The organism is Oleisolibacter albus (genome assembly GCF_003336875.1).
Taxonomy (GTDB): domain Bacteria; phylum Pseudomonadota; class Alphaproteobacteria; order Azospirillales; family Azospirillaceae; genus Niveispirillum; species Niveispirillum album.
In genome coordinates, this window is sequence record NZ_QGNJ01000003.1 from 353,184 (window position 1) to 378,424 (window position 25,241).

Annotated in this window: 19 protein-coding genes; 14 read left to right on the forward strand and 5 right to left on the reverse strand. The window is 65.6% G+C overall.

Annotated elements, in window-relative coordinates; translation table 11 throughout:
• Window positions 1-162 precede the first annotated feature (162 nt).
• Both DK368_RS06415 and secD read left to right on the forward strand, forming a co-directional pair.
• The gene (locus DK368_RS06415; protein WP_155524497.1) at window positions 163-525 is read left to right on the forward strand and encodes a hypothetical protein; all 363 of its coding nucleotides are present in this window, start codon (window positions 163-165) and stop codon (window positions 523-525) included.
• A 129-nt stretch (window positions 526-654) separates the two neighbouring features.
• Entirely contained in the window at window positions 655-3,192 is a 2,538-nt protein-coding gene (secD, locus tag DK368_RS06420; RefSeq protein ID WP_114393094.1) for a protein translocase subunit SecD, read from the forward strand.
• Between the two features lie 159 nt (window positions 3,193-3,351).
• On the opposite strand, the gene DK368_RS06425 is transcribed toward secD, so the two are convergent.
• Window positions 3,352-6,417: a ligand-binding sensor domain-containing diguanylate cyclase gene (locus tag DK368_RS06425; protein WP_162305911.1), complete on the reverse strand. Its 3,066-nt coding sequence runs from the start codon at window positions 6,415-6,417 to the stop codon at window positions 3,352-3,354.
• A 417-nt stretch (window positions 6,418-6,834) separates the two neighbouring features.
• Between DK368_RS06425 and DK368_RS06430 the strand changes: the two genes are divergently transcribed.
• The 8 genes from DK368_RS06430 to DK368_RS06465 all read left to right on the forward strand — a co-directional run bounded on the left by DK368_RS06430 (window position 6,835) and on the right by DK368_RS06465 (window position 14,368).
• Window positions 6,835-7,074 (forward strand): hypothetical protein, encoded by a 240-nt coding sequence (locus DK368_RS06430; RefSeq protein WP_114393096.1) that lies wholly within the window; start codon window positions 6,835-6,837, stop codon window positions 7,072-7,074.
• 184 nt (window positions 7,075-7,258) lie between these two features.
• A complete protein-coding gene (locus DK368_RS06435; RefSeq protein WP_114393097.1) occupies window positions 7,259-7,534 on the forward strand; it encodes an HU family DNA-binding protein in 276 nt (91 codons plus the stop codon).
• Between the two features lie 16 nt (window positions 7,535-7,550).
• The gene (locus DK368_RS06440) at window positions 7,551-8,294 is read left to right on the forward strand and encodes a DUF2161 family putative PD-(D/E)XK-type phosphodiesterase (protein ID WP_240002362.1); all 744 of its coding nucleotides are present in this window, start codon (window positions 7,551-7,553) and stop codon (window positions 8,292-8,294) included.
• Window positions 8,295-8,459: 165 nt separating this feature from the next.
• Window positions 8,460-9,563: an MlaE family ABC transporter permease gene (locus DK368_RS06445; RefSeq protein WP_114393099.1), complete on the forward strand. Its 1,104-nt coding sequence runs from the start codon at window positions 8,460-8,462 to the stop codon at window positions 9,561-9,563.
• Between the two features lie 2 nt (window positions 9,564-9,565).
• A complete protein-coding gene (locus tag DK368_RS06450) occupies window positions 9,566-10,330 on the forward strand; it encodes an ABC transporter ATP-binding protein (RefSeq protein ID WP_114393100.1) in 765 nt (254 codons plus the stop codon).
• Window positions 10,327-11,298 carry an MlaD family protein gene (locus DK368_RS06455; protein ID WP_114393101.1) on the forward strand — a complete coding sequence of 324 codons (972 nt, stop codon included), beginning with the start codon at window positions 10,327-10,329 and terminating at the stop codon, window positions 11,296-11,298. Before DK368_RS06450 ends, DK368_RS06455 begins: the two co-directional genes overlap by 4 nt.
• 3 nt (window positions 11,299-11,301) lie before the next feature.
• Complete coding sequence (locus DK368_RS06460; RefSeq protein WP_114393102.1) at window positions 11,302-11,910, forward strand: PqiC family protein; 609 nt, start codon at window positions 11,302-11,304, stop codon at window positions 11,908-11,910.
• Between the two features lie 400 nt (window positions 11,911-12,310).
• On the forward strand, window positions 12,311-14,368 hold the full coding sequence (locus DK368_RS06465; protein ID WP_162305912.1) for an MAC/perforin domain-containing protein: 2,058 nt from the start codon (window positions 12,311-12,313) through the stop codon (window positions 14,366-14,368).
• Between the two features lie 67 nt (window positions 14,369-14,435).
• On the opposite strand, the gene DK368_RS21290 is transcribed toward DK368_RS06465, so the two are convergent.
• The 4 genes from DK368_RS21290 to atoS all read right to left on the reverse strand — a co-directional run bounded on the left by DK368_RS21290 (window position 14,436) and on the right by atoS (window position 21,527).
• On the reverse strand, window positions 14,436-14,876 hold the full coding sequence (locus DK368_RS21290; protein WP_155524498.1) for a hypothetical protein: 441 nt from the start codon (window positions 14,874-14,876) through the stop codon (window positions 14,436-14,438).
• Window positions 14,873-18,133 carry an nSTAND1 domain-containing NTPase gene (locus DK368_RS06470; RefSeq protein ID WP_275668481.1) on the reverse strand — a complete coding sequence of 1,087 codons (3,261 nt, stop codon included), beginning with the start codon at window positions 18,131-18,133 and terminating at the stop codon, window positions 14,873-14,875. Before DK368_RS06470 ends, DK368_RS21290 begins: the two co-directional genes overlap by 4 nt.
• Before the next feature lie 143 nt (window positions 18,134-18,276).
• Window positions 18,277-19,680 (reverse strand): acetoacetate metabolism transcriptional regulator AtoC, encoded by a 1,404-nt coding sequence (gene atoC, locus DK368_RS06475; protein ID WP_240002363.1) that lies wholly within the window; start codon window positions 19,678-19,680, stop codon window positions 18,277-18,279.
• Window positions 19,674-21,527, reverse strand: a complete 1,854-nt coding sequence (atoS, locus tag DK368_RS06480) for a two-component system sensor histidine kinase AtoS (RefSeq protein ID WP_162305913.1) — start codon at window positions 21,525-21,527, stop codon at window positions 19,674-19,676. Before atoS ends, atoC begins: the two co-directional genes overlap by 7 nt.
• A 511-nt stretch (window positions 21,528-22,038) precedes the next feature.
• On the opposite strand from atoS, the gene DK368_RS06485 reads away from it, so the two are divergent.
• The 4 genes from DK368_RS06485 to DK368_RS06500 all read left to right on the forward strand — a co-directional run.
• On the forward strand, window positions 22,039-22,701 hold the full coding sequence (locus DK368_RS06485; protein WP_114393105.1) for a CoA transferase subunit A: 663 nt from the start codon (window positions 22,039-22,041) through the stop codon (window positions 22,699-22,701).
• Entirely contained in the window at window positions 22,694-23,350 is a 657-nt protein-coding gene (locus tag DK368_RS06490) for a 3-oxoacid CoA-transferase subunit B (RefSeq protein WP_114393106.1), read from the forward strand. The genes DK368_RS06485 and DK368_RS06490 overlap by 8 nt, the downstream gene beginning before the upstream one ends.
• Window positions 23,351-23,416: 66 nt before the next feature.
• A complete protein-coding gene (locus DK368_RS06495; RefSeq protein WP_114393107.1) occupies window positions 23,417-24,790 on the forward strand; it encodes a TIGR00366 family protein in 1,374 nt (457 codons plus the stop codon).
• A gap of 89 nt (window positions 24,791-24,879) precedes the next feature.
• Window positions 24,880-25,241: thiolase family protein (locus tag DK368_RS06500; protein ID WP_476703849.1), on the forward strand; the 362-nt coding region annotated here is incomplete at its 3' end.

Below are 25,241 nucleotides of genomic sequence, written 5' to 3' on the forward strand. Positions count from 1 at the left end.
CACGGCGGATCATCTCTCCGCCGCACAACCATCCACAATGCGAGGACCCGCTTCCGGCTTGCGGTTCCGCCTCGGTCAGGGTATTGCCAGGGCTATCCTGGCAAAGCCGCCGGACCCCATCGCTGGCGGTTCCGTGCCGGCGGGATGAGCGGTGGAGACGGCGTGGCGCCCCTGGCAATCCGGTTCTGGCATTTCCTGGCTGCGGGCATTCTCTTCCTGGTCCTCGGGGCGGGCGGAGCCGGTGATGCACGGGTTGCCCATGGCCTGGCCGGCGCCATCCTGGGCACCCTGCCCTCGCCGGTCGTCAAGGTCGCTCTCGATCCCGCCGTCACGGCGGTCAGCAGTTCACGTCCTGACGATCGCCTGCCGCCGCCGGATCATGCGCCCTCGGCGCCGGGGCTGCCGGGCGTGGTGGCGATTCTGGCGGGAATCCGCCTTGCCGCTCCCGATGCCGCACCGGACCTCGCCGGCCGTCCGGCTGGATGGCCGGACAGCGCCCTGCCCCGTGGCCCGCCACGGGTCTGACCCCGATCAGGACGCCGTTTTTCCGGGGCTGGTCTGCCAGCCCGCACACCACCGCTCCCATGCACATCGGCCTGTCCGGCCTCGTCCGGACCCGTTGGCGCCCAGGGGCGGCTCATTCCGGTTATCGCCATGCTGAATTTCTCGCCCCTCAAGACCGGGCTCATCGCCCTGGTCTGTTTCCTGGGCGTGCTGCTGTCCATTCCCAGCCTGGTGCCCCATGGCACCCTGCCGGACTGGCTGCCAGCCCGTCATTTCAATCTCGGTCTCGATCTCCAGGGCGGTTCCTATCTGCTGCTGGAGGTGGATTCGCAGGCCGTGCGCCGCGAGCGCATGGATTCCGCCGCGGATCAGGCCCGCACGCTGCTGCGCGACGCCAATCAGCGTCCCACCGGCGTGGCGGTGCAGGATGACAGCCTGTTGATCGGCTTTGCCGATCCCGACCAGGTCGAGGCGGGTCGCACCGCCCTCAGCCCGCTGGTGCAGGGGACGGTGCCCGGTCAGGCCGGCGAGTTCGAGGCCAGCAGCGACGGGCGGCAGCTGCGCCTGCGCCTGACCGAACAGGGGTTCCAGAACCGTCTCAGCCGTGTGGTCGAGCAGTCGCTGGAGATTGTGCGGCGGCGCATCGACGAGACCGGCGTCAATGAGCCGATGGTGGCCCGTCAGGGGGCCGGCCGTATCCTGGTGCAGTTGCCCGGCGTCACCGATCCTGGCCGCATCAAGCGGCTTCTGGGCCAGACCGCCAAGATGACCTTCCATCTGGTGGCCGACGGACAGGTGGCGCCGGGTTCGCCTGCCCCGGCGGGAACCGAATGGCTGGACAATGTCGATCGGCATGGCGGCGGCAGCCGTGTCCTGGTGCGCAAGAAGGTGGAGGTGGATGGCGCGACGCTGACGGACGCCCAGCCCACCACCAACCCGCAGACCGGCGAATGGGTGGTGAGCTTCACCTTCGACAGTGTCGGTGCCCGCCGTTTCGCCGACATCACCAAGGCCAATGTCAACCGCCCCTTCGCCATCGTGCTGGACGGCAAGGTCATCAGCGCCCCGGTCATCCGCGAACCGATCCTGGGCGGCCGCGGCCAGATCAGCGGCAACTTCAACGCCCAGTCGGCCACCGAACTGGCCGTGCTGCTGCGCGCCGGCGCCCTGCCCGCCCCGCTGACGGTGGTGGAGGAGCGCTCCATCGGGCCGGAACTGGGTGCGGACAGCATCCGGGCCGGCCTGCTGGCCTGCGCCGTCGGCTTCGTGCTGGTGGTCAGCTATATGGCCATTTCCTACGGGTTGATGGGCTTCTTCGCCAATGTGGCGCTGATCTTCAACCTGTTCCTGACGCTGGCGGCCCTGTCGCTGCTGGAAGCCACGCTGACGCTGCCCGGCATCGCCGGCCTGCTGCTGACGCTGGGCATGTCGGTCGATGCCAACATCCTGATCAACGAGCGCCTGCGCGAGGAGTTGCGCAAGGGCAAGAGCCCGCTGGCGGCCCTGGAGGCAGGCTATTCCAAGGCCTTCGCCACCATCACCGACAGCAACCTGACCACGCTGATCAAGATGATCATCCTCTATGTGGTCGGAACGGGCACCATCAAGGGCTTCGCCATCACCATCAGCCTGGGCATCATCACCTCGATGTTCACCGCCACCGTGGTGGCGCGCCTGCTGACGGCCATCTGGTACCGGCGCACCCGCCCGAAGACCATGCATGTGGGAACCCGCATGCGTCTAGCGCCGGATGGGCTGCACATCTCCTTCATGAAGGGGCGCCATATCGGCATTGCCATGTCGGTGCTGCTCAGCACCGCGTCGGTGATCCTGTTCTTCCACCCGGGCCTGAACTACGGCATCGACTTCGCCGGCGGCATCGTCATGGAGGTCCGCACGCCGCAGCCGGCCAATTTCGACCAGTTGCGGACGACCATCGAGGGGCTGAATGTCGGTCCCGTCTCCTTGCAGGAATTCGGTTCGCCGCGGGACGTGCTGCTGCGACTGGAGAAGCAGGAAGGTGGCGATCAGGCCCAGCAGGCAGCGGTCAAGGGCATCCAGGCCGCCCTGGCCGAGCATGTGCAGGGTATCGAGATCCGCCGTGTCGAAGCCGTCGGTGCCTCCGTCAGCGGTGAACTGTTCCAGGAGGGCATGATCGCCCTGGGCCTCGCGGCCCTGGCCATGCTGGCCTATATCAGCTTCCGGTTCGAATGGCAGTTCGGTATCGGCGCCGTGGTCACCATGCTGCTGGACGTGACCAAGACCATCGGTCTGTTCGCGCTGACCGGCATGCAGTTCAACCTGACGGCCATCGCCGCGATCCTGACCATCATGGGCTTCTCCATCAACGACAAGGTCGTGGTCTATGACCGTGTCCGTGAGAATCTCCGGCTTTATCGCAAGATGCCGCTGCGGGAACTGATCGACCGCTCGATCAACGAGACCATGGGGCGCACCATCAGCACCTCCGTGGCCATCTTCCTGTCGATCGTGCCGCTGGCCCTGTTCGCAGCGGAGAGCCTGCGCGAATTCGCCTGGGTGCTGCTGTTCGGCATCGTGTTGGCCACCTCGTCCTCGATCTTCATCGCGGCGCCGATCCTGCTGTATCTCGGTGAGCACAAGCTGCGCCGCGAGCGGACGGAGGCCGAGGCTGAGGTGTCGCCCAAGGCCGCGGACAGCGCGGCCTGATTATCCCCGCCCGGCTCCCCCGCGAGAGCCGGGCCTCAATCGCGTTGATGGCTCATGGGAAAGCCCGGTCCGCTGCGACCGGGCTTTCTGCTGCCTGCCACGTCCTGTCCCTGACCCCAGCGATCCGGCCATCCGTGATCTTCACGACAGCACACAGGATCACGTCGAACTCGCAGCGTTGAAACGGCCTGCCACGGCCGGCGTCCAGACCTCTACCCGGTTGCGGCCCAGAAGCTTGGCGGCATAGAGCGCCTGGTCCGCCCGCAGCAGCAGGGCGTCCGCCGTTTCCCCCCATTGCAGCCATTCCGCACAGCCGATGCTGGCCGTAATGGGGATCGCATGGTCGGCATAGGGGATGGGGGTTGCCATCAACGCCTCCCGGATGCGGGCGGCGACCTGTTGCGCCCCGTCGAGCCCGGTGACCGGCAGCAATACTGCGAACTCTTCACCACCCAGCCGCCCGAGATGATCGACGGAGCGCAACAGGGCGGATATCCGGGTGACGGACTGGCACAGTGCCGCGTCGCCGCCGGCATGGCCGTAGCGGTCGTTGACCTGTTTGAAGTGGTCCAGGTCGATTTCCAGCAGGGCCAGACTGTGCCCGTAGCGCTGGGCCCGGTCGACCTCTGCTTCCAGGGCTTCCAGGAACCGGCGCCGGTTCAACGCACCGGTCAGCGGGTCCGTACTGGCCAGGGTCTCGAGCTTGTGGTTAGCCTCCACCAGATCGCGGGTCCGCTCAGCCACCTCCTGCTCCAACTGCTGCTGCCGATGCCGGATCAGACGCGTTCGGATCTGGACGAGACCGATGATCCCGCCACAGGCGGCCAGGAGAGCCGCGATGTGGAAGGTGGTGGTCTGATGCCAAGCCGGCTCCACATGCACGGGGATAGCCAATCCACGACTGGACCAGTCCCCGCCGCGCCCGGCTCCGTCGATGCGCAGGGTGAAGTCTCCCGGCGGCAGGTTGGTATAGGTGGCCACCCGGCGGGTAGGGTCGGTTTCCGTCCAATGCTGTTCGAACCCGTCCAGGCGGTATCGGTAGCGCGTGCGCTCGGGCGCACCATAGTCCAGGGCGCTGAACTCCACCTGAAGGCTGGTGCCGCCACTGGGCAGCACCAGGGGGCGCCCTCGATGCGTCAGGTCCAGACTTCCGGCCGGTATGCTGGAATTGCCGATGCGCAGGGCGGTCACCACCACGGGGAGATCCTGGTTCGTTCCCGGATTGGCATCGGCACGGACGACGGTGATGCCGCCGCCGCCCCCGAAAGCCATATCGCCGGCGGGGGTCAGAGTGCCGGAACGGACCCAATAGGCCGGGATGGACAACCCCTCCGCCGCACCATAGGCCGAGATCCGCAGGTCGGGCGTCACCGCCGCGATGCCATCGGCCGTGCTGACCCAAACGCGACCGTCGCGCCCCTCGACCATGGCGCCGATATTGCTGTTGGGAAGCCCGTCGCCGGTGCTGAGGACCCGGAACCGTGGGCGCCCTTGATCCAGGGTGGCCACACCGATACCGCTGCCCATGGTGCCGGCCCACAGCCGGCCCCGGGAATCGAACATCAATCCGCTGATGATGCCCGACGGAGTGGATGCGGGGTCCTTTGGATCGTTGCGGAAGGTCTCGATCCGGCATCCGTCGATATCTATGGCCTCGATGCCGCCAGGGGTTCCGAGCCAGAGCCGGCCGTCGGGACCGGCACGCAGGTTGATGACGTTCTGCACATAGGGCGTTGAGCCACATTGAAACGGAGTTACCGTTCCGGTGCGGGGGTCAAGCCAGGACAGGGTCGTGCGCGTTCCGATCCACAGCCGGCCCCGCCAAGACAGCAAGGCCTGGGCCAGCTGATCGGGACCCGGCAGCGGGATCGGCGTCGCCGCCTGCCGGCCCGTGATGCGCAACAGGCCGCGGTCAGAGCCGACATAGAGCTGCTCCCCGATGGTCTCCAGGGCGACGATGGCCGCCTCCGGCAGCCCATTTTCCCCGGCAATGTAGCGCCCCACCCGTCCCCGTTCCGGATCGAGAATGTCGATGCCGCCTTTCAGCAACCCGGCCAGGACCAGGCCGTCCGGTGTGGTATGCAATACCAGGGCATCGGGTCCGGACAGTCTTTCCGGATGGAGCGGGGAATAGCGGATGGAAGCGAGCCACCGGTTCGAGGGGCTGAAGCGCACCAGGCCGGCCCGGGTGGCGATCCAGAGATAGGGGGTGCCATCCCCGTAAAGGCCGTAGACCGTGTTGTCCGGAAGGCTGGCCGGATCGGCCGGATCGTGCAACAGCGGCTGACGGCCGCCATCCCTGAGGTCCACTTCGATGACACCACCGCGTTGCAGCGCGACCCAGGCATGGCCGGCGCGGTCCGTTGCCAGATCCACCACCCAGCCACGGGGAAACAGCAAGGGTTGACCACGCCCATCCAGGGCCGGATGAGGAACGTTTGTCCCTGTGTCGCCCGTCACGAACAGTTGGTCATTGTCGCCCACCGGGGCGACCATCCAGACCCGCCCGTCGTCGTCCTCATGCAGGACACGGCTCGTTCCGTTGCTGCCCAGCGGAACCGGGTCGAAGCGGTGTTCACCGGGCATCAGCCGGACCAGCCCCGCCATCGTCCCGGCCCACAGCACCCCATCATTCCCCCGGAGAATCGAGGTCAGCTGGTTGTTGGGCAGGTCGCCTGTGTCGACAGCGAAGCGGCGCGCAGGGCCGGAGCGCGGAATGTGGGTGATGCCATTGCGGCTGGCGATCCAGACGCCACCCTGACCATCATCCGCAATTCCCGTGATGACGAGGTCCGGCGTGCCGGCGGATCCCGTTGCGGCGCGGACAAAGGCATCCCGGACCGGATCGTACCAGACGGCGCCGCCGCCAGCGGTTCCGATCCAGAGCCGTCCCTCCTCCGTCACATGCAAGGACATGATATAGGCGTCGGGCAAGGCCGACGGATTGGTGGAATCGGCCTTGTACGTCTGGAACCGGAAGCCGTCATACCGGGCCAGACCACCCTGCGTACCAACCCAGATGAAGCCGGATTTGTCCTGGACCACGCTGGTGATGACGGGGTGTGGCAATCCCTCGCGCCGGGACGCGGTTTCGAAGGTGGGGGTGATCAGGGACGACCAGCGCTCACTGGCATGGGCGGGGACGGGCAGCAGGGCGGACAGAGCGACAATGGCGTAAAGGACAAGACAAGAACGGAGAATCTTGACCGTGGTTCGGGCATGCACCCACCACCACCGGATGGCTGACCGGATAGACCACAGCCAAATGCTAATCCTACCCCTGGCTGTTTTGGCATTCTCCGGTCTGGAGATTGGGCCGACAGCGAGATCTGTTAAAATACCGTACACAGTCGGGGCATCCGGACAATCAAGACAAACCGCACACTACCATCTTGCGAATAATGAGTGCAGCATATATTCGGCAAACAAACGCAGCCTCACTTCAAAGTGACCCTCGTGTTGTAATTTTATGACCCCTTTCCGTCGCATGCGGGAGCGGCGGCAACAGGTCTGGTCCGCACGGTCAGGGAGGGGGATGCCCGTCTCCGCACTTGCAAGATCTGCCGTGCCGAGGGATTGTCCGCCCCTGTCGCCCGACGGGACGACCCGGCTGGCGCCCTGTAACCCGAGACACCGTCCAGAATGCTCACCCCTGACGCCACCGATCTGACCAACGATCTGCTCCGTCAGTTGCTGGACCGGTCACAGGCCGCGGGGCTGGCCATCGGCGATGTCATGATGATGCTGGGAATCATGGCCGGTGCCGTGGCCAGTCAGGCCCAGCCGGACGACCGCTCGGCCGCCTTCGCCATCCTGCTGGAGGCTGCCCGTGCCACCGACGAAGCCGTCGTGGCAGCGGTATCCGCCATCCGTCTGCATTGACCCCAAGAGATATTCTGCCCCCTTCAGGGCGGCATCACGGCAACAGCCGGGAAGGAAACCGCCACACGCGGCGGCATCCGGCCTGATCCAGCGCGAGAGCGGTGTTGCGGAGGCGGATTCGCTGGCCGTAAGGTCGCGCCCCGGCCGGAAGGGATGCCGGACCGAACGATGGAAGGGAGGGGACATGCAGAAGGCAGATATCGTGGCCCAGGTGGCGGAAGCGACCGGCACCACCAAGACCGTCACGGCGAAGGCGGTGGACGCCGTTTTCATCGCCATCGAAGATGCGTTGAAGTCCGGTGGCGATGTCCGTCTGCTTGGCTTCGGCACCTTTTCCGTTGCCGACCGTCCGGCACGCCAGGGCAAGAATCCCCGCACTGGCGAGATGATCGAGATCGCCGCCAGCAAGCAGCCGAAATTCACCGCAGGCAAGGCCCTGAAGGATGCCCTCAACGGCTGAATCGGGTCCGGCGGACGTGTCCGGTGCCGGCGACGGCACCGGCGCTTCCCTGTGGGAGCGCGATCTCTATCCGCCGGTCAAGCGCTACCTCGAAGGGCTGGGGTTCGCGGTCAAGGGTGAGATTGGCGGGTGTGATCTCGTGGCTGTCGGGCCGGGCGAGACACCGCTTCTGGTCATTGGCGAGTTGAAGCGCAGCTTCACCCTGGATCTGGTCCTGCAGGCCGTCGACCGGATGGCGGTGGCGGACGAGATCTGGGTTGCCATTCCAGCCTCCCGGCGCGGTCGTGGCCGCGAAACGGACCCCCGGGTCCGCCGTCTCTGCCGCCTGCTTGGTCTCGGTCTCCTGCTGGTCGGGCCGGGACCCCAGGTGACACCACTGCTGGAACCGACCGGCTACCAGCCGCGGCTGGACAAGAAGAGGCGTTCGCGCCTGCTCGAGGAACACCGGCGTCGTCGGGGTGATCCTGCGGTCGGTGGCAGCAGCCGTATGCCGATCCTGACCGCCTACCGCCAACAGGCCCTGGCTTGCGCCGCAGCCCTGACGGACGGCCCGCGCCGCCCGCGCGACCTCAAGGCGGGCTGTCCGGATGCCGCCAAGATCCTGCAGCGCAATGTCTATGGCTGGTTCGAGCGGGTGGCGCATGGCCTGTATGGACTGACCGATTCGGGCCATGCCGCGCTTCTACGCTGGCCCGACGTCATGCCACCGGTGGCAGAGCCTCTGGAACAGGCCATCGACACGGCCAACCTGCTTCGGTGAGGCCACATGTCGGTCACCGACACGGTTAGGGTGGGCGATCCGCCCGTTTCCATGTAAAGATTGCGGCCTGGACTCTCGCTGCTACGGTCCCATGCTGTTGTCCGCCCTGTCTTTTGCTGCCGCCCCGGTCCGGTCCGTGTCCCCATCAGGGGCGGAGATCGCCGCGTGAGCACGCCGTTCCGCCAGGAGGCCGACGGTCTGGTGCTGCGGATTCCGGACGGCGGGCTGGATCAAACCCTGCTGGGCTGTCCGCTTTCCAGTCTCGGCATCGACCCTGGCCGCCCGGTCCGCTGGCTGCGGCTGGAGGCCCCGGCGCACTGGAGTTGGGGCACCGCCGATGCGGCGTTCCTTGATGATGTTCTGCGCCAGCTGACCGGGGAGGCGATCCGGCTCGACGGGGTCCCCCGGGATCTGCAGGCGTTGATGTCCCTGGCCCGCGGCACTCCGTCGGCACAGGCCGCACCCGCCCCACGGCAGGGCCTGCGCGAACGGGTCGGGCTGGGTGTCCTGGCCTGGTGGCGGGAAACGCTGGCCATGGTCGCCCTCATCGGCGACATGGTTCTGCGGCTCCCCCGCCTGCTGACCGGGCGGGCCATGGTCCGCCGCAGCGAGATCCTGGATGTTCTGGCCGAGTCCAGCACCCGCGCCATCGTCATCGTCAGCGTGGTCAATCTGCTGATGGGGGCCATCCTGGCCTTTGTCGGCGCGGTGCAGCTGAAGACTTTCGGTGCCGGCCTCTATGTGGCGGATCTGGTCGGCATCGCCTCGGTCCGTGAACTGGCCCCGGTCATGACGGCCATCGTGCTGGCCGGACGCACCGGTGCCAGCTTCGCTGCCCGCATCGCCACCATGCAGGGCAATGAGGAGATCGATGCCCTGACAACGCTGAGGGTGCCGCCGGAGGAATTCCTGGTGCTGCCCCGCGTCGCCGCCCTCAGCCTGCTGATGCCGCTGCTCTATGTCTATGCCTGCCTGTTGAGCCTCATCGGCGGCATGATCGTCGCGACCCTGATGCTGGATGTGACGGCCACCGGCTATCTGATCGAGACGCAAGCCGCGATCAAAAGCGCCAACTTCGCCATCGGCGGTCTGAAATCCGTTGTTTTCGGTGCGCTGGTGGCCTTGATCGGCTGCCGCTGCGGCCTGCGGGCCGGGCGCAGCGCCGCCGATGTCGGTCAGGCGACCACGGCGGCCGTCGTCAATGCCATCGTCGCCATCATCGCCGTGGACGCGCTGTTCGCCGTCTGCGCCAACGCGCTGGGGGTGTGAGCATGACGACACCCCGCATCGCCCTGCACGATGTCTCGGTGGGCTATGGCGGCCGGCCGGTGCAAAGCGGCATCCGGGTCGAGATCCAGGCCGGCGAGATCTTTGCCGTGGTTGGCGACAGCGGCTCAGGCAAGAGCACGCTGCTGAAAAGCATGGTCGGGCTGCAACCGCTGCTGTCGGGGCAGGTTCTGTTCGATGGGGTTCCCCTGGATGATGCGGCGCAGGATGGGCCGCCGCCATTCGGTATCCTGTTCCAGGGCGGGGCATTGTGGAGTTCCATGACCCTGCTGGAAAATGTCGTCATGCCGATGGACCTTTACGGCCATGCGCCGGCAACGGCGCGCGACCTGCTGGCCCGGTTCAAGCTGGCGCTCGTTGGCTTGGCCGGGCATGAGGACCGCTATCCCGCCAGCCTGTCCGGCGGCATGCGCAAGCGTGCGGCCCTGGCGCGCGCATTGGCCCTGGACCCGTCCGTCCTGTTCCTGGACGAACCATCGGCCGGACTGGATCCCTTGAGTTCCAGACGGTTGGACGAGCTTGTTCTCAGCCTGCGCGAGGGACTTGGCATCACCGTCGTCCTGGTGACCCACGAATTGGAAAGCCTGTACAGCATCGCCGACCGCATGCTCTTCCTGGATGGCGAGCAGCACAGGCCCGTGGCGCTGGGCGCTCCCGCCACACTGGCCGCGACATCCGACAACGCCAAGGTGCGTGATTTCCTGGCCCGCCGCGGCCTGTCAGACTCTGAAAGGGAGGCCCGGTCGTGACGCGTCCCAGCCCCACAGCCATCGGTGCCTTCGTTCTGGGCGCTCTGCTCCTGGTGGTGGTTGCCATCCTGTTCTTCGGCGGTGGCGCGCTGTTCACCCGGCAGTTGCGCGCCGTGAGCTACTTCGACGGCTCCGTCGCCGGTCTCCAGATCGGGGCACCGGTCACATTCCGGGGCGTGCGGGTAGGCGCCGTGTCCGCCATGGGCATCCGGGTCGACCCGGGGACCTACAGCGGGATCATCCAGGTCACCATGGAGCTTTATCCGGATACGGTGGAGACATTCGGTGACAGCATCTCGGACGAGGACAATCTGGTCGGATCCCTGGTTGAGCGTGGCCTGACATCCAAGCTCGTCATGCAGAGCTTCGTCACGGGTCAGCTGATGGTGGAACTGGATTTCCGGGAGGGCGGCCGCAGCCGGCGGGTGAATGGCGCAGCCCCGGCTCCGGAGATCCCAACGGTTCCCACGGATCTGGAGGCGATTACGCAGCAGATCCAGAGCGTAAGGCTGGACGAGGCGGTCCAGTCCGTCGTGCATACGCTGGATTCGCTGAACGCCGTGCTGACGACACCGGAACTCAAGCAGAGCATCGCGGAGCTGCCGGCCCTCCTGGTGCAGTTGCGCCAGACCCTGGCGACCGTCGACACCGAGGTCACGGCCCTGTCGGGATCGGCGAGGACCGGCCTGGACCAGACGGTGGGGTCGCTGAACGAAACGCTGGGTGCGGTCCGCAGCCTGTCATCCACGCTGGAGAAAGAGGCCGCCACCACCGGTGCGGCCGCCCGAACGACCTTGGGCAAAGCGGATACGACGCTGGATGGCGCCAACGCCTTCCTTGATCCGCGGGGCCGCACAGCTGTGCAAATCCAGCGCGCCGCCGACGATCTGGCCGCAACCGCCGCCCATCTGCGCAACCTGTCGGAACGGGTCGATCGTGACCCCGCCAGCCTGATCCGGGGAAGATGAGCCATGATCCGCCTGTCCCATGTCCTCAGTTCCGCACGGGCGTGTCTTCTCCTGATGCTGCTGGCCGGCTGCAGCTCCGCGGCCCCCACGCTTCTGGCCCTGCCTCCCGCCCCCGCCCCCCAGACCGCGGCTGCCGATGGAATCAGTCTGCTGCTGCGGCCGGTGCGCGTGCCCGGCTATCTCGACAGTCTAGGCATGGTGACACGCCGGGACGGGGGACAGGTCGGGCTTGCAGCAGGGACTGAATGGGCCGAACGCCTGGGAGACGGCAGCACCCGTGTCCTGGCCGGCGCCCTGTCCGACCGGCTGGGACCAGGGCGGCTGCTGATCGAAGGGGATGGCCGCATTCCCGACGCCGATCTCAGTGTCGAGATTCTGCGCATGGACCCGCTGCCCGATGGTCGACTGCTTCTGGAGGCGCGCTGGACCCTGGTCGGCAGCCAGGGCGAGCGCCCGTCCCGCGCCGCCACCAGCCGGGTCGAGATCCCCATGACCAATGCCACGCCCGCCGGCGTGGCCGAGGCAACCTCGGCGGCCCTTGGCCAGCTTGCCGATGATCTGGCGGCAGCGGCAGCGGCGTTTCCGCGCTCCGCCATTGAACGACGGACCTGAGGGGCAGCCCGGGATCATCCGGCGCACCATCCCCGCACCGCCGATGCCTGCGGGCCACAGCGTGCCACGCCCCGGCTCCCAGGGGTGGACCGGGCTGGCCAGCGCGCGCCGCCAGGGCGGAAACGACCTGCTCCAACGACGATATAACAGCGCGCCTGCTGCGGCAGCGACAGCAGCAGCACACATATGTCTGCAAGATCGGCTGATCCGGCACCCTCGGCGGTGTGGGCGAAAAATCATTTCAGATCAATTGGTTATTCTGCGGAAGCAGAATGGAAGAAGCGTTTTCCGTCGTGGTCTCTAAGGTGAGGCATGCATTGCGACAGGGTCCGGGGCGACGTCCCGGGGCTGACGGATGCAGCAGGTACCCTGCGGTGCCCCATGCGAAAGGGACTGTGCCATGAGAGATGTCGCCGATAGCGCCACCACCACGATCTCTCTCCATCCTGGTCTCCGGACCGGTCCGCGTCCTGCCACCGGACAGGGCCTCAGCGCACCGGTTGGCACGGCCATCGCCGATACCTTCCTTTTTGGCTTCGACCTGCGGGAAGGGTTGTTCATGGGGCAGGTCTTCCACCCGGCAGACCACACCGGCCTGCCGCCGGGTGTCACCTACGCGCCACGACAGACCAGTTACCTGTCCGCATCACCGGTGCTGATCTGCGACACCCGGCACTATGCCGACTATATCGCTCTCTCGACCGCGATTGGCGACTTCCACGGTGATTTTGGCGGCAGCATTGGCGGCAGCTATGTCAACGTGATCCCAAGCTATCGGTTCGCCGACAAGGTCTACGGCTACTGCTTCGGCGGGGCGCTGGTGTTCACAGCGGCGCGGCACCGGCCATCGAGCCAGCAGGCACTGGAAGCAGACTTCAAAGCGGCTCTGCTCGCCCTGGACGGGCCGGGCGTGTCGCAGACCGACTTTGACCGGTTCTTTCTCACCTACGGCACGCATTACTTGGCTTCAGGGGCCTTCGGAAACGAATACATCTTCTTTTCCGAGACCAGCCGAAACTACGCCGAGTCCGGCAATGACGCCGAGATGTCGCTTCAGATCGGCAGAATCTTCGACGACGTGGTTGCCTCGGGCAAATTGGATATCGATGCCGCGCTGCGGTCCCCATCGGTCAGTTCTAAATTCAAGTGCAATACTCGGTTCAGCATCCGGACCAATGGCGGCGACAGGGCCGCAACGGATATCGAGGCCTTCCGGCGATCAGCGGATGCGGCACCTGCCCTGGTGTTGAATCCGGCCGCCAGCCGAACCCTGACCGGTGGCGAGACCGCCTTCACCACCTTCGCCCCGCTCTGTGATCTGCTGGCGGACCTGACCCCGGACTTCCGCCAAGCCTATGCAACCGCCGTTTACACCTATTACGGACTGGCCAGGAATCTTGTCGGACCGCCGATCCTGGTGGCGAAGGACACCACCGTCGCCAGCAAGACCGATTTCATGTTCACCGCCACAGGTCATGCCGTCCGCGTCGGTGACAGCGCGGGCCTGATGACAGGCCCGGCCGAGGGCGACGAGGGACGCCCCCGCGCCAGCGTTGATCTGATCCAGGTCCGGCGACCCGCCGAGACCGGTGCAATCATCACCGCAGCTGTTTCCAACACCGTGGCCGTCCATCGCACCGAGCAGGCCATCATGCGGGTCACCACCCCCTTTACTGCCGAGCAGGCTCCGCCCGTCTGGGCCTGGCAGTCACCGCTCAATTTCCCCCCCACTGTCATGCTGGGCCGGTCGCTGGATATCGGGCGCCTGTACATCCCGGATCAGGGGGCGGAAACGATCACCTTCACCGCTCCGACCGATGGCTTCCTGACCGGCATCCTCACCGGGATCTCGGATGGTTCCCGCTCCATCCTGCTGGTCACGGACAGCCAGGGACAGGTACGGGCTGCTTGCTCGCAGCACTGGTCCTCGGAAGCCGACCTGGCGGTGAAATCAGCCACACTCTGCCTGCCGCTCCGCCGCGGCGAAAGCTACACGATCGCGACCCTGTCCTCGGCTCTGACATCGACCGCCGCGCTGGTCTTCCAGCCGATCTACCGCGATGGCACCCAACCCGTCGCCATGATCGACGCTCCGGTGCCGCTGCTGCCGAAACGCCTGATCAAACCGGGCCAGCCGGGTTTCGTCGTCGCCATGCTCGATGCCTCGGCCGGTCTGGCGCCGCAGGGGGCCACGGTGCAAAGCTCGAGCTTCATCTATCAGGGGCCGGCGGCGCTGAAGGTCGCCAATGGTGACACGGCCAATCTCAAATGGCAGGCCTGCACATCGGCCTGCGCCTCGGCCCGGGATGATGTCTGGCTGCCCTATGGCAGTGCTATGGCCCCCATCGTCATCAGTCAGCCGCTTTTCATCACCAACCGGCAGGATCCGGCCATGCCGGACTCCACCATCGCCACACCGGTGATCGACTTCTACGGTATCGCAACCGACGCACATTGACCGGTATCAGCGAACCGATCCGCCCCGCGCGAATACGCTGAGGGCGGATCGGCACACCCTGCGCCCATCACCGGGCGATGGGGTCGTTAACCACTTCCGGGTCCGGGCTGATGATCGCCGAATTGACGTCTCCAAGGAGACGCGCAACCAGACGGAGACGGAATTCCGTATAGCGGTTTTCCACCGGGGTTGCGTCCTGGACCAGGGGGGCCTTATTGGCCATGTGAATAATCGTACTATTACCAGAATATAGAACCTGCCGCACCTCACGGGTCGCACAGCGAATAGCATCCATATTCGCATAAATCAGTTCGTATTTTTCTGCAGATATTTTATCCAGACGATAAATCAGCAGCAGCGGGCTTTCATTGTGTATTGTTACCGTTCCTGTCCGCTCGTCAACGTCATTATAATCAGACTGATAATACCACTTGTACGAATTAGGATCCAACTCATTCTGAAGAATGAGCACATTGATAATGATCACATCCAGACATTTGCCACTCATGGTTTCCCTCCTTGGTTCATCTGAGAAATGATTCGGACATATCGGTCCATGCGGTACCCGATCTTCTCCAGCCAGGCGATGGATGTCTTTGCCTGATCCCGGCGTCCTAGACAGAAGCTGGCACGAACATACAGGTCATGACTGTATACATTTCCCCGTGTGGCAGAAAGATGGGATTTTATTAAACTTTCAGCTTCGCGGCATTCCTGCTCCCCCGTCCCGCCGAGCGCACGTCGCACATCCGCCTGCAGGATCAAGGCAGTGGCCAGGCGCTGAGAAAAATCCGCATCCCCCGTCCGGTCTTCTGCGCGGAGGCCGTCCAGCACCAGATCCAGCTGCCGTTGAGCCTCCTCGGCCCTGCCCAGCCGCAGCAGGGTCTGGGCCAAATAGATCTGGTTGGTCACCTCCAGCAGCTGCCACTCCCGGTTGGCCGGATCCTGCCGGGTGAGATTGTGCGTGCTGTCGGCCGTGGCCCGCTGCAACGCGAGGGCTTCAGACAACCGGCCGAGATTGGCCAAAACCTCTCCCAGCTGCGTATCGATGTTCAGCAGCACGCGCTGCCAGATGCGATTGGCCGGATCCTGCCGGGTCAAATCCAGGGCGCGAACCCGGGCAGCCTGCAATTCCTGCTCGGCCGCCGACGTATCCCCGAGATTTGCCTGCAACTCGGCATGGCGCCGCATGGCGACGGCAAGCCGGTAGCTCCAGCTGTTCTCGCTGGGGGCACGGGCGTGCAAAGCACGCAGCCCCGACAACTCCTGTTCGAACAGAGCCAATGCCTCCCGCAGGGCCCCTTCCTGCTGCCGAAGCGACCCGAGCCAGGACAGGCTGTTGGCCAATCCAGCCTGAATGCCGCGGTCATCCGGATTCTTCTCCAGGGCGCGGCGTTTCAGTGCAATGGATTGTTCAAAGGCAACGGCCGCCGTCGCCAGATCCCCCCGGGCCTGGGCGACGGAGCCAAGGCTGTTCAAGGCGTAGGACAGTTCGATCCACGCGGCCGGATTGTCAGGATCGACGGCCATCATCCGTTCGGCATGGCGCCTGTAATCGCCGAACGCAGTCCAGGCATCCTCCATCCGACCCTGGTCCAAGGCGATCTGCCCCAGCCAGAAGGCATTCGCCCCCAGATCCTTCAGCAGGTCGGCGCTCTCTCCCGTTTCAGCCAGAGTGCGGTTCAGCAACTGCCTGGCAAGACGCAATGCCGCCACGGCCGAAGTTGGGTCGGCGTGGCCGCGGGCGACCTCGGCGATGGTGGCCAGGGCACGGGCCTGCTGCTGGCGCTCCATTACCGTCAGCTGCTCGGGGCGGACCTCGGCGAAATAGTCCAGGGCCTTGCGCCCGACGTCTGACAACAGTTCCAGCCGGCCGAGCGGCCGCAGCTTGTCAGCGAAATCGCCGACCATGAAGTTCATCAGATCCTCGGCCTGGTGCTGGCGCTCGGCAGCCAGCCGTTCCGCGTGATTCGCCATCACAGCGAAGAATCCCGCGACCAGCGCGATCAGGGCAAAAGCGGCCAGGGCCGCGTAGCGCAGATGATCGATGCGGCGTGCCCGCCGGATCGACGCCGTGATCAGGGCGCGGCTTTCCTCATTGAGCAGGATTGCGGGATGGTCGGCCAGCGCCCGCGCCTCCTCCAGCAGGCGCCCCCGCGGCAGCAGCAGGTCGGCACGACGGCCTTCGGCCCCCCAGCGGCGGGCAAATCCTTCCAGCCGGCTGCGCGTATTCAGGGCCTGCCGATGATCGGCGATCCAGTCCACCACGCGGGGCCATTGCCGCAGCAGCGCCTCATGCGCCACGCCGAACACGACCTCGCCATCCTTGGATAGGCTGACGAACAGCCGCTCATCGACCAGACGCGCCACCAGTCTCCGCTCGGCATCGTCCGACAGGCGCCGCCAGGGCACATAGCGGCTACGGACCGCGTCGTCATGGGGGCTGATCGTGATCATCATCGGCAAGAGCCGGGGCAGCGCATCGCGCGTCGCCTCGGGCAGGTCTCCCAGGACGATATCGGCCCTGCGCCCGATGGCCCCTTCGACACCACCCAGTGCATGATAGGCGGCGATAGTCAGTTCGCGTCGGGTGCTGCGCTGCGCATACAACTCCTGCAGGGTATATTGCAGCAAGGGCAATGCGTCGGGGCTGCCGGCTGCCGCATCGCACAGCAGGACGTCGAGCGGCAGATTGGTCTGGGGATCGAGTTCAAAACCCAGCCCGGCCAGCGCCGCCGGCCGTTGAATCATGGCGGCAATCTCGGTCCGGTTCGGCGGATAAAGGTCGAAATGTCCGCCCCGCGCCTTCGCCGCCATCAGAACCGGTTCGTTGACGACGCTGGGATAGAAATCGTTCCGGCAGGCCGTCACCACCAAGAAGGGGCCGCTGGCCGCCAAACGGTCGAGCGCGGCCAGGAAGCGGCTCCGCTCCGCGGCGGACACCGTGACGGCGAACAATGCCTCCAGCCGGTCGACGAAGAGGAGGAAGCAATCCCCATCGGTACCGTCCGGCACCCGCCAAGTCTCGCCGTCGGCCAGGGACGCCCCGATCCCGTCCGCACTCAGCCCGGAAAAGAGGGGAACGCCGTCCACCTCCAGATCCAGCAAGGCTCCCCCCAGCGCGCTCAGCAGCGGAACATCTCCGATTTCCGCCAAGTCCAGATGGCCGACCGAGAATGCTTCCTTCTGCCGCAGGGACTGGCGGAGGGCGGGCACCAGCCCGGCCTGGATCAGCGATGTCTTCCCGCTTCCGCTGGCGCCCAGGACAAGAACCAGGGCATGGCCGCCCGTGTGCTGTGCCTGGACCATCTCCAGCAAGGCGGACACAGCCCCTTCCCGCCCGAAGAACAGTCCGGCCCGGGTCTCGTCAAACGGGTCCAGACCGGGATAGGGTGAGCCCTGGGTCCAGGCATCCAGGGCGGGGCGGGCATCACTCTCCAGCACGGTGACCGCGGCCAGGGTGCGATAGCCTCTCTTGCGCACATTCTCGATGTAGCGGGCCTCGCCCTGGTCGTCGCCGAGCGTGCGCCTGAGCTGGGAAATTGCCTTGTGGACCTGGTTCTCACCGACGGTCACACCCTCCCAGCACTGGCGCAACAGGTCGGCGAGGCTCAGCACTTCCCCGGGCCGGGCGCACAGGGCGACCAGCACATTCATGACCCTCGGCTCAAGCTTCAGCGACCGCCCGTCTACCTTGTTTTCAATAAGGCAGCGACGGGGAAGGACCGTCCAATCCCCGAATTGGAATAATTTCGCTTCCCGCAAGCTTTACCTCATTTTCCCCCGCTCCCTCGTCGGGCAATGCCGGGCGGATGTCAACAGTCCGCTGCAATCTTTAATGTATTAATGCATGATAATCTGCAGCTTTCGGCACGGTCCCGGGGCGGATAACGGCGCGATGGTCACGATCAGGAAATGCCATACTCCTGCAGCTTGTAGAGCAGCGTCCGGCGGCTGATACCGAGATCCAGTGCCGTCTTCATCCGGTTCCCGCCATTGCGGGCCAGAGCCTCGGCCACGACCCGGGCCTCGAACTGGCTGACGCGCTCCCGCAACGACCCGCTGCCCGTCTCGGCCGGCGCCTCGGGCACGGCCGTGTCGGCATCGTCATCGATGTCCGGGCACCCGATCTGCTCCGGCAGATCTTCCAGGAAAATCAGGCGTCCTGTGCTCATCACCACGGCGCGCTCGACGGCATTCGACAGTTCGCGCACATTGCCGGGCCAGGAATAGCGCATCAGGCAGGTCATGGCCTGATCATCGAAGCCGGTGACGTCGATCCGGTTCTCCTCGGCGAAGCGCTGCAGGAAATGACTGGCCAGCAGGCGGATATCCTCGGGCCGGTCCCGCAGCGGCACGGTACGCAGGGCAACCACATTGAGCCGGAAATAGAGATCCTCGCGGAAGCTGCCCTGCCGCACCAGATCCAGCAGGTTCTTATTGGTGGCCACCACCACCCGGACATCGGTTCGGATCGGGTCGGACCCGCCGACACGCTCGAACTCCCGCTCCTGCAACACGCGCAGAAGCTTGACCTGCAGGCTGGGCGAGATGTCCCCGATCTCGTCGAGAAACAGTGTGCCATGCTCGGCCTGCTCGAAGCGGCCGCGGTGACGGCTGACGGCCCCGGTGAAGGCGCCCTTCTCATGGCCGAAGAACTCGCTTTCCAGCAGCCCCTCCGGCACGGCGGCACAGTTCACCTTGACGAAGGGACCGGCGCTGCGGGGGCTGTTGTAATGAATGGCGGCGGCAACCAGCTCCTTGCCCGTACCGCTTTCTCCGCTGACCAGGACCGTGGCATTGCTCTTGGCCACCTTGGCGATGGCCTGCAGCAGATCGGTCATCTGCGGGCTGTTGGTCAGGATGCGGTCGGTGCGGTAGCTGGCGGACAGTTCGCGATGCAGAACGGCGATATCCCGCTGCAACCGGCACATCTGCAGGGCTCGCCCGACCAGAAGCTGGATCTCGGCGATGTCGAACGGTTTGATGATGTAGTCGAAGGCGCCATCCTTGATGGCCTGGACTGCTGTTTCCACCTCAGCGAAGGCAGTCATGAGGATGACCGGTGCCGCCCGGTCGATCTTGCGGATTTCGGCCAGGGCCTCCAGCCCGCCCATGTTGGGCATGCGGATATCCATCAACACCACGGTGGGACGCTGGGCCGTAAAGACGGCCACCGCCTCCCGGCCGTCGGCGGCGGTAATGACAATGTGCCCCTCCCGCATCAGGACGGCCGCCAGCATCTGGCAGATGGCGTCGTCGTCATCAACGACCAGAACGGTGGACGCAAGGGCGGATAAAGCGGTCAGCACGGATCGGTCTCCGCTTGGCGGTGATGAAGGGGGAGCCTGAACGTGACGGTCGTCCCGAAACCCGGTCGGCTGCTGATGCAGATGGTGCCGTGATGGGCATCGATGATGCGATGGACCATGGCCAGACCCAGCCCCGTGCCATTGGGCTTGGTCGAGAAAAAGGGATCGAAGACCTTCTCCAGATCCTCGGCCTCGATGCCCATGCCGTCATCGGCAACGGCAACGGTGATCTCATGGCCGGTATCCACTGCGGTGCTGATGCGGATGATACCGGCGTCCGCAATGGCCTGGGTCGCATTGATGATCAGGTTCAGGATCACCTGTTTCAGCGCCCCGCCATCGGCTTCGATCGGCGGCAGGTCCGGCGCCAGATCCAGGACGATCTCCGCCTGCGATTTGCGGCAGGCCAGGACCGATACCTCCTGGATGATCTCGTTCACCTGCACCAGACGGATGGAAGGCGGACGCGTCCGGCCAAACTCCAGCAGCTCCGTGACCAACCGGTTCAGGCTGTCCACCTGCCGGATGATCAGGGGAGCGTAACGCTGCCATTCCTTGAGATCGTCGGAGGTTTCCAGCAACTGCATGAAGCCCCGGATCGAGGTCAGCGGGTTGCGCACCTCATGGGCGATGCCCGCCATCAGTTCACCCAGCGCAGCCAGCCGGTCGGCCCGCATGATCTGGGTGCGGAGACGACGCTGCTCGGTCAGATCCTTCAGCACCACGACGGCACCGATGGCATGGCCACGGCTGTCGCGCAGCAGACTGCTGCTGACATTGAGGTTCAGGGTCTGCTTCGCCGCCGGGAAATCGACCAGGATGTCGATATGGGATTGCCCGGTCTTCAGCGTGTCCAGCAGCGGGCTGGCGAACCCGCTGTCCTGTTTGAACAGGGCCGTGTAGGGCTGGCCGATGATTTCTTCCGCCGTCACGCCGATGGTTCGTTCCGCTGCCGGATTGATCGATGTCACCCGGCCGTCCCAATCGACGGCGATGACACCGTCGGCGATGCTGCGCAGGATGTTCTCGGTCAGGGAGCGGGCGTCCAGAAGAGCGCGGGCCATGCGGTTGACCTCGACGGCGATCTGGCCGATCTCGCCCGAGGGTGGGCGGATGGCATGGCCGAGATCCACCCGCATGCGGTCGAGGCCGGAGGTAATGACCCCGATATCCTGTCCCAGGCGCCGCGACATCACCTGGGTCAGCAGCAGCCCCAGCAGAATACCGCCGATACTGACGGACAGGACGGCCCGATCCATGGCGGCGGCCTGACGCTCCACATCATCCGACAGCTCATTGGCCCAGGCATAACCGATGATCTCGCCGTCGCGCACCAGCGGCAGCATGGCGTTCATGATCCGCCCACGGACCTGCCGACCGGTCTCCATGGCCCTGTGACCGGTCTGCATGACCTGCCGGCCCGGATGGTCCGACGGAATGGGCCGGCCGACCGTCTCGGCATAGAGACGGCTCGGCCCATAGGTGATGATCGCATCCAACTCCTTGCTGTAATAGCCGACGCCGACGCCGGGATGCGTATCGGCGACCTGATCGGTGATGGGCGCCAGTTTTGCCGACAGGGCACGGATACGGGCGGACCGGTCGGTGATCGGATCGGGACTGTCGGCCAGCAGGGCCTCGAACCCCGGCCCCAGCTGTGCATCCAGCATGTGCGTCATGCCGAACAGCTTGTCCTCCTTCTCCAGGATCAGAGCCTGCCGGCCCTCCATCTCCAGCAGATAGCCGGTGATGCTGATGGGCACGACGACGACCAGGAAGGACACCAGGATGAGCCGGCCCCGCATCGTCGTCGGAAAGCGGAGCCGCATCCCTGTCATCAGGCGCATGGGCCGCCTCCTCGCGCCACGCGGCATCCATGCCGGCATCCAGCCGCCCGACAGATTTTTGTTCTTTCGGTAAATCTAATGGCCATGGAAACGATCTTCCACTTAACAAACGCCGGGCCATAGCCTATGCATGAAGGGCTCCGGCCCATATTCCACCGGGATCATACCGCGGAATTCAGATTTCAAACTGCGCAATGATTTGCGCAGCGCGCACAATCCTGCGCACAAGCCGCTCTCCCCACGGCTGCCGCCTATCAAATATTCAGCCGAGATTCCCGCTTTTTGCGGCCGACCGGGGCCATCCCTGCCTTTGGCATGGGCCTTGCTTTTATCATCGGTGATCCGCATCGCCTTCGGTCACCTCTGTGCAAGGCCGGACCGGTGCGCTTCAGAAAACAAACCACGCGTTCGCAGTGGCACCCAGAACCGGCCTTTGGGAGTCCGGCAACGGCCCCGCATGGTCTTGCGACGGGACCGGTTGGCAGCGCTGCGACGCGAGAAGGAGACGCTGATGAGTAAAGTGCGGACAGTGGAAGAGGCGGTCGCCCGCATACCCGATGGGGCGATCCTGATGATCGGCGGCTTCATGGGCGTCGGCACCCCGCCGCGGCTGATCGACGAACTGCTGCGCCAGGGCAAGCGGGGCCTGACCGTCATCGCCAATGACACGGCACGTCCCGGCGTGGGCATCGGCAAGCTGATTGATGCCAAGGCCGTGCGCAAGGTCATCGCCAGCCATATCGGCACCAATCCCGAGACGCAGCGCCAGATGATGGCCGGGGAGATCGAGGTGGAACTGGTACCCCAGGGCACGCTGGCCGAGCGGGTTCGTGCCGGCGGCTTCGGCCTCGGCGGCATCCTGACCCCCACGGGCATCGGCACCGTGGTTGAAGAGGGCAAGCAGAAGATCGAGGTCGACGGAACCGTCTTCCTGGTGGAGACCGCCCTGAAGGCCGATTTCGCCCTGATTGCCGCCAAGCATGCCGATTACCTCGGCAATCTCGACTATGCGCTGACCGCGCGGAACTTCAATCCGCTGATGGCCATGGCGGCCGGCACCGTCATAGCCGAAGCCGAGGACATTGTCCCCGTTGGCGTCATCCCGCCGGATGCCGTCGTCACCCCCAATGTTCTGGTCGACTGCATCGTCGCCAAGGAGGTCCGCCATGGATGAGAAGACCCTGATCGCCAAGCGGGTGGCGCTTGAACTGCGGCCCGGCAATCTGGTCAATCTCGGCATCGGTCTGCCGACCCTGGTGGCCAACCACCTGCCGGCCGGCGTCAATGTCATGTTCCAATCGGAGAACGGCATCGTCGGCATGTCGCCGGTGCCGGAGGCCGGGGCCGTCAGCGGCGATCTCAGCGATGCCGGCGGCAGCCCCATCGGCGCCGTTCCCGGCGCCGCCGCCTTCGACAGCGCCATATCCTTCGGCCTGATCCGTGGCGGCCATCTCGACGTGACCGTGCTGGGCGGCCTGCAGGTCGATCAGGACGGGCAGTTGGCCAACTGGATGGTGCCGGGCAAGATGGTTCCCGGCATGGGCGGCGCCATGGACCTGGTGTCCGGGGCCAAGCGCGTCATCGTCGCCATGCAGCACAGCGCCAAGGGCACGCCGAAGATCGTCAAACGCTGCACCCTGCCCCTGACCTCGGTGCGCCGGGTCGATCTCATCGTCACGGAACTGGCCGTGATCGAACCGACCGAGGCCGGGCTGGTGCTGAAGGAGGTTGCACCCGGCATTACGCCGGCCGATGTCCTGGCCTTCACCGGTGCCGAGCTGATCGTGCCGGCCAGTGTCCCCACCATGGCCATCGCCGGCTGACCCTTCCCCCGACGGAGCCGCCCCTTGCCCCCTGCATGCAGGACAAGGGGCGGCTGGAGACACGCCATGAGCGATACAACCTATCCGTCGCCGGCCCCCGATGCGGGTGCGCGCGCCAATCCCATCACCCTCCTGTCCCGCAGCCTGACCTGGCTGGTCAGCCGTTATCTGCCCGACCCGCTGATCTTCGCCATCCTGCTGACGATCCTGGTGTTCGGCTTCTCCTGGTATCTGACGCCGCACGGGCCGGCGGATCTGGTCCGCATGTGGGGCGACGGGTTCTGGAACCTGTTGTCCTTCTCCATGCAGATGGCGCTGGTGCTGGTGACCGGCCATGCCCTGGCCAGTTCTGCCCCGGTCGGCCGGCTGCTGGGCCGAGTGGCCTCCATCGCCAAGACCCCGACCCAGGGCGTGATGCTGGTCTGCTTCGCGGCCTCGGTCACCAACGTCATCAACTGGGGCTTCGGCCTGGTCGTCGGTGCCATGTTCGCCCGCGAGGTGGCCCGCCGCATCCCCAAGTCGGATTACCGGCTGCTGATCGCCTCGGCCTATATCGGCTTCATGACCTGGCATGGCGGCCTGTCGGCCTCCATCCCGCTGGTGGCGGCCACCAAGGGCAACCCGATGGAGAAGACCGTCGGTCTGATCCCCATCACCGACACCATCTTCACCCCCTACAATATCGGCATCACCCTGGCGCTCATCATCGTCCTGCCGCTGCTGTGCCGGATCATGCATCCGAAGCCGCATGAGGTGGTGACCATCGACCCGACGCTGCTGAAGGCCGAGGAAAGCACCAAGCGCACCCTCGACGCCAGCGCCAGCCCGGCGGAGCGCATGGAGGAGAGCCGGCTGCTGGCCTTCGTCGTCGCCGCGCTCGGCCTGGGATATCTGTTCCTCTACTTCTCGGCCCGCGGGTTCGACCTCAACGTCAACACCGTCAACCTGATCATGCTGATCGCCGGTGTCATCCTGCACGGCTCGCCCATGGCCTATGGCCGCGCCATCACCAATGCGGCGCGCGGCACCGCCGGTATCCTGATCCAGTTCCCCTTCTATGCCGGCATCCAGATCATGATGGAGCATTCCGGCCTGGGCGGGCTGATCACCAACTGGTTCGTGGAGATCGCCAACAAGGACACCTTCCCCGTCCTGGCCTTCTTCGCCTCGGGCTTCGTCAATTTCGCCGTGCCGTCGGGTGGCGGCCACTGGGTGGTGCAGGGACCGTTCATCATGCCGGCGGCGCAGCAGCTGGGCGTCGATCTGGGCAAGGCGGCCATGGCCATCGCCTATGGCGAAGAATGGATGAACATGGCCCAGCCCTTCTGGGCGCTGCCGGCCCTGGCCATCGCCGGGCTGGGGGTGCGCGACATCATGGGTTACTGCGCCACCGCCCTGGTCATCACCCTGCCGATCTTCGTTATCGGTCTCTACTTCTGAGCAAGCATCCACTGATTCCGCGGCGCCCGCCCAGGCCGGATGGACCGGTCCGGACGCCGCGGCCCCCCTTACATCCAGGAGGATTCTCCATGAAGGATATTGTCATCGCCGCCGCTGCGCGCACGCCGATCGGCGGGTTCAACGGGGCTCTGAGCAGCATCGCCGCCCATGATCTTGGGGCGCTGGTGATCCGCGAGGCGCTGTCGCGCGCCCGGACCGAGGCGGGCGAGGTTGACGAGGTGATCCTGGGCCAGGTTCTGACGGCGGCGCAGGGGCAGAACCCGGCGCGGCAGGCGGCGGTCAAGGCCGGCATACCGGTGTCGAAGAGCGCCTTCTGCATCAACCAGGTCTGCGGGTCGGGCCTGCGCACGGTGGCGCTGGGCTATCAGGCCATCCGCAACGGCGACGCCGCCATCATGGTGGTGGGCGGCCAGGAGAGCATGAGCCTGTC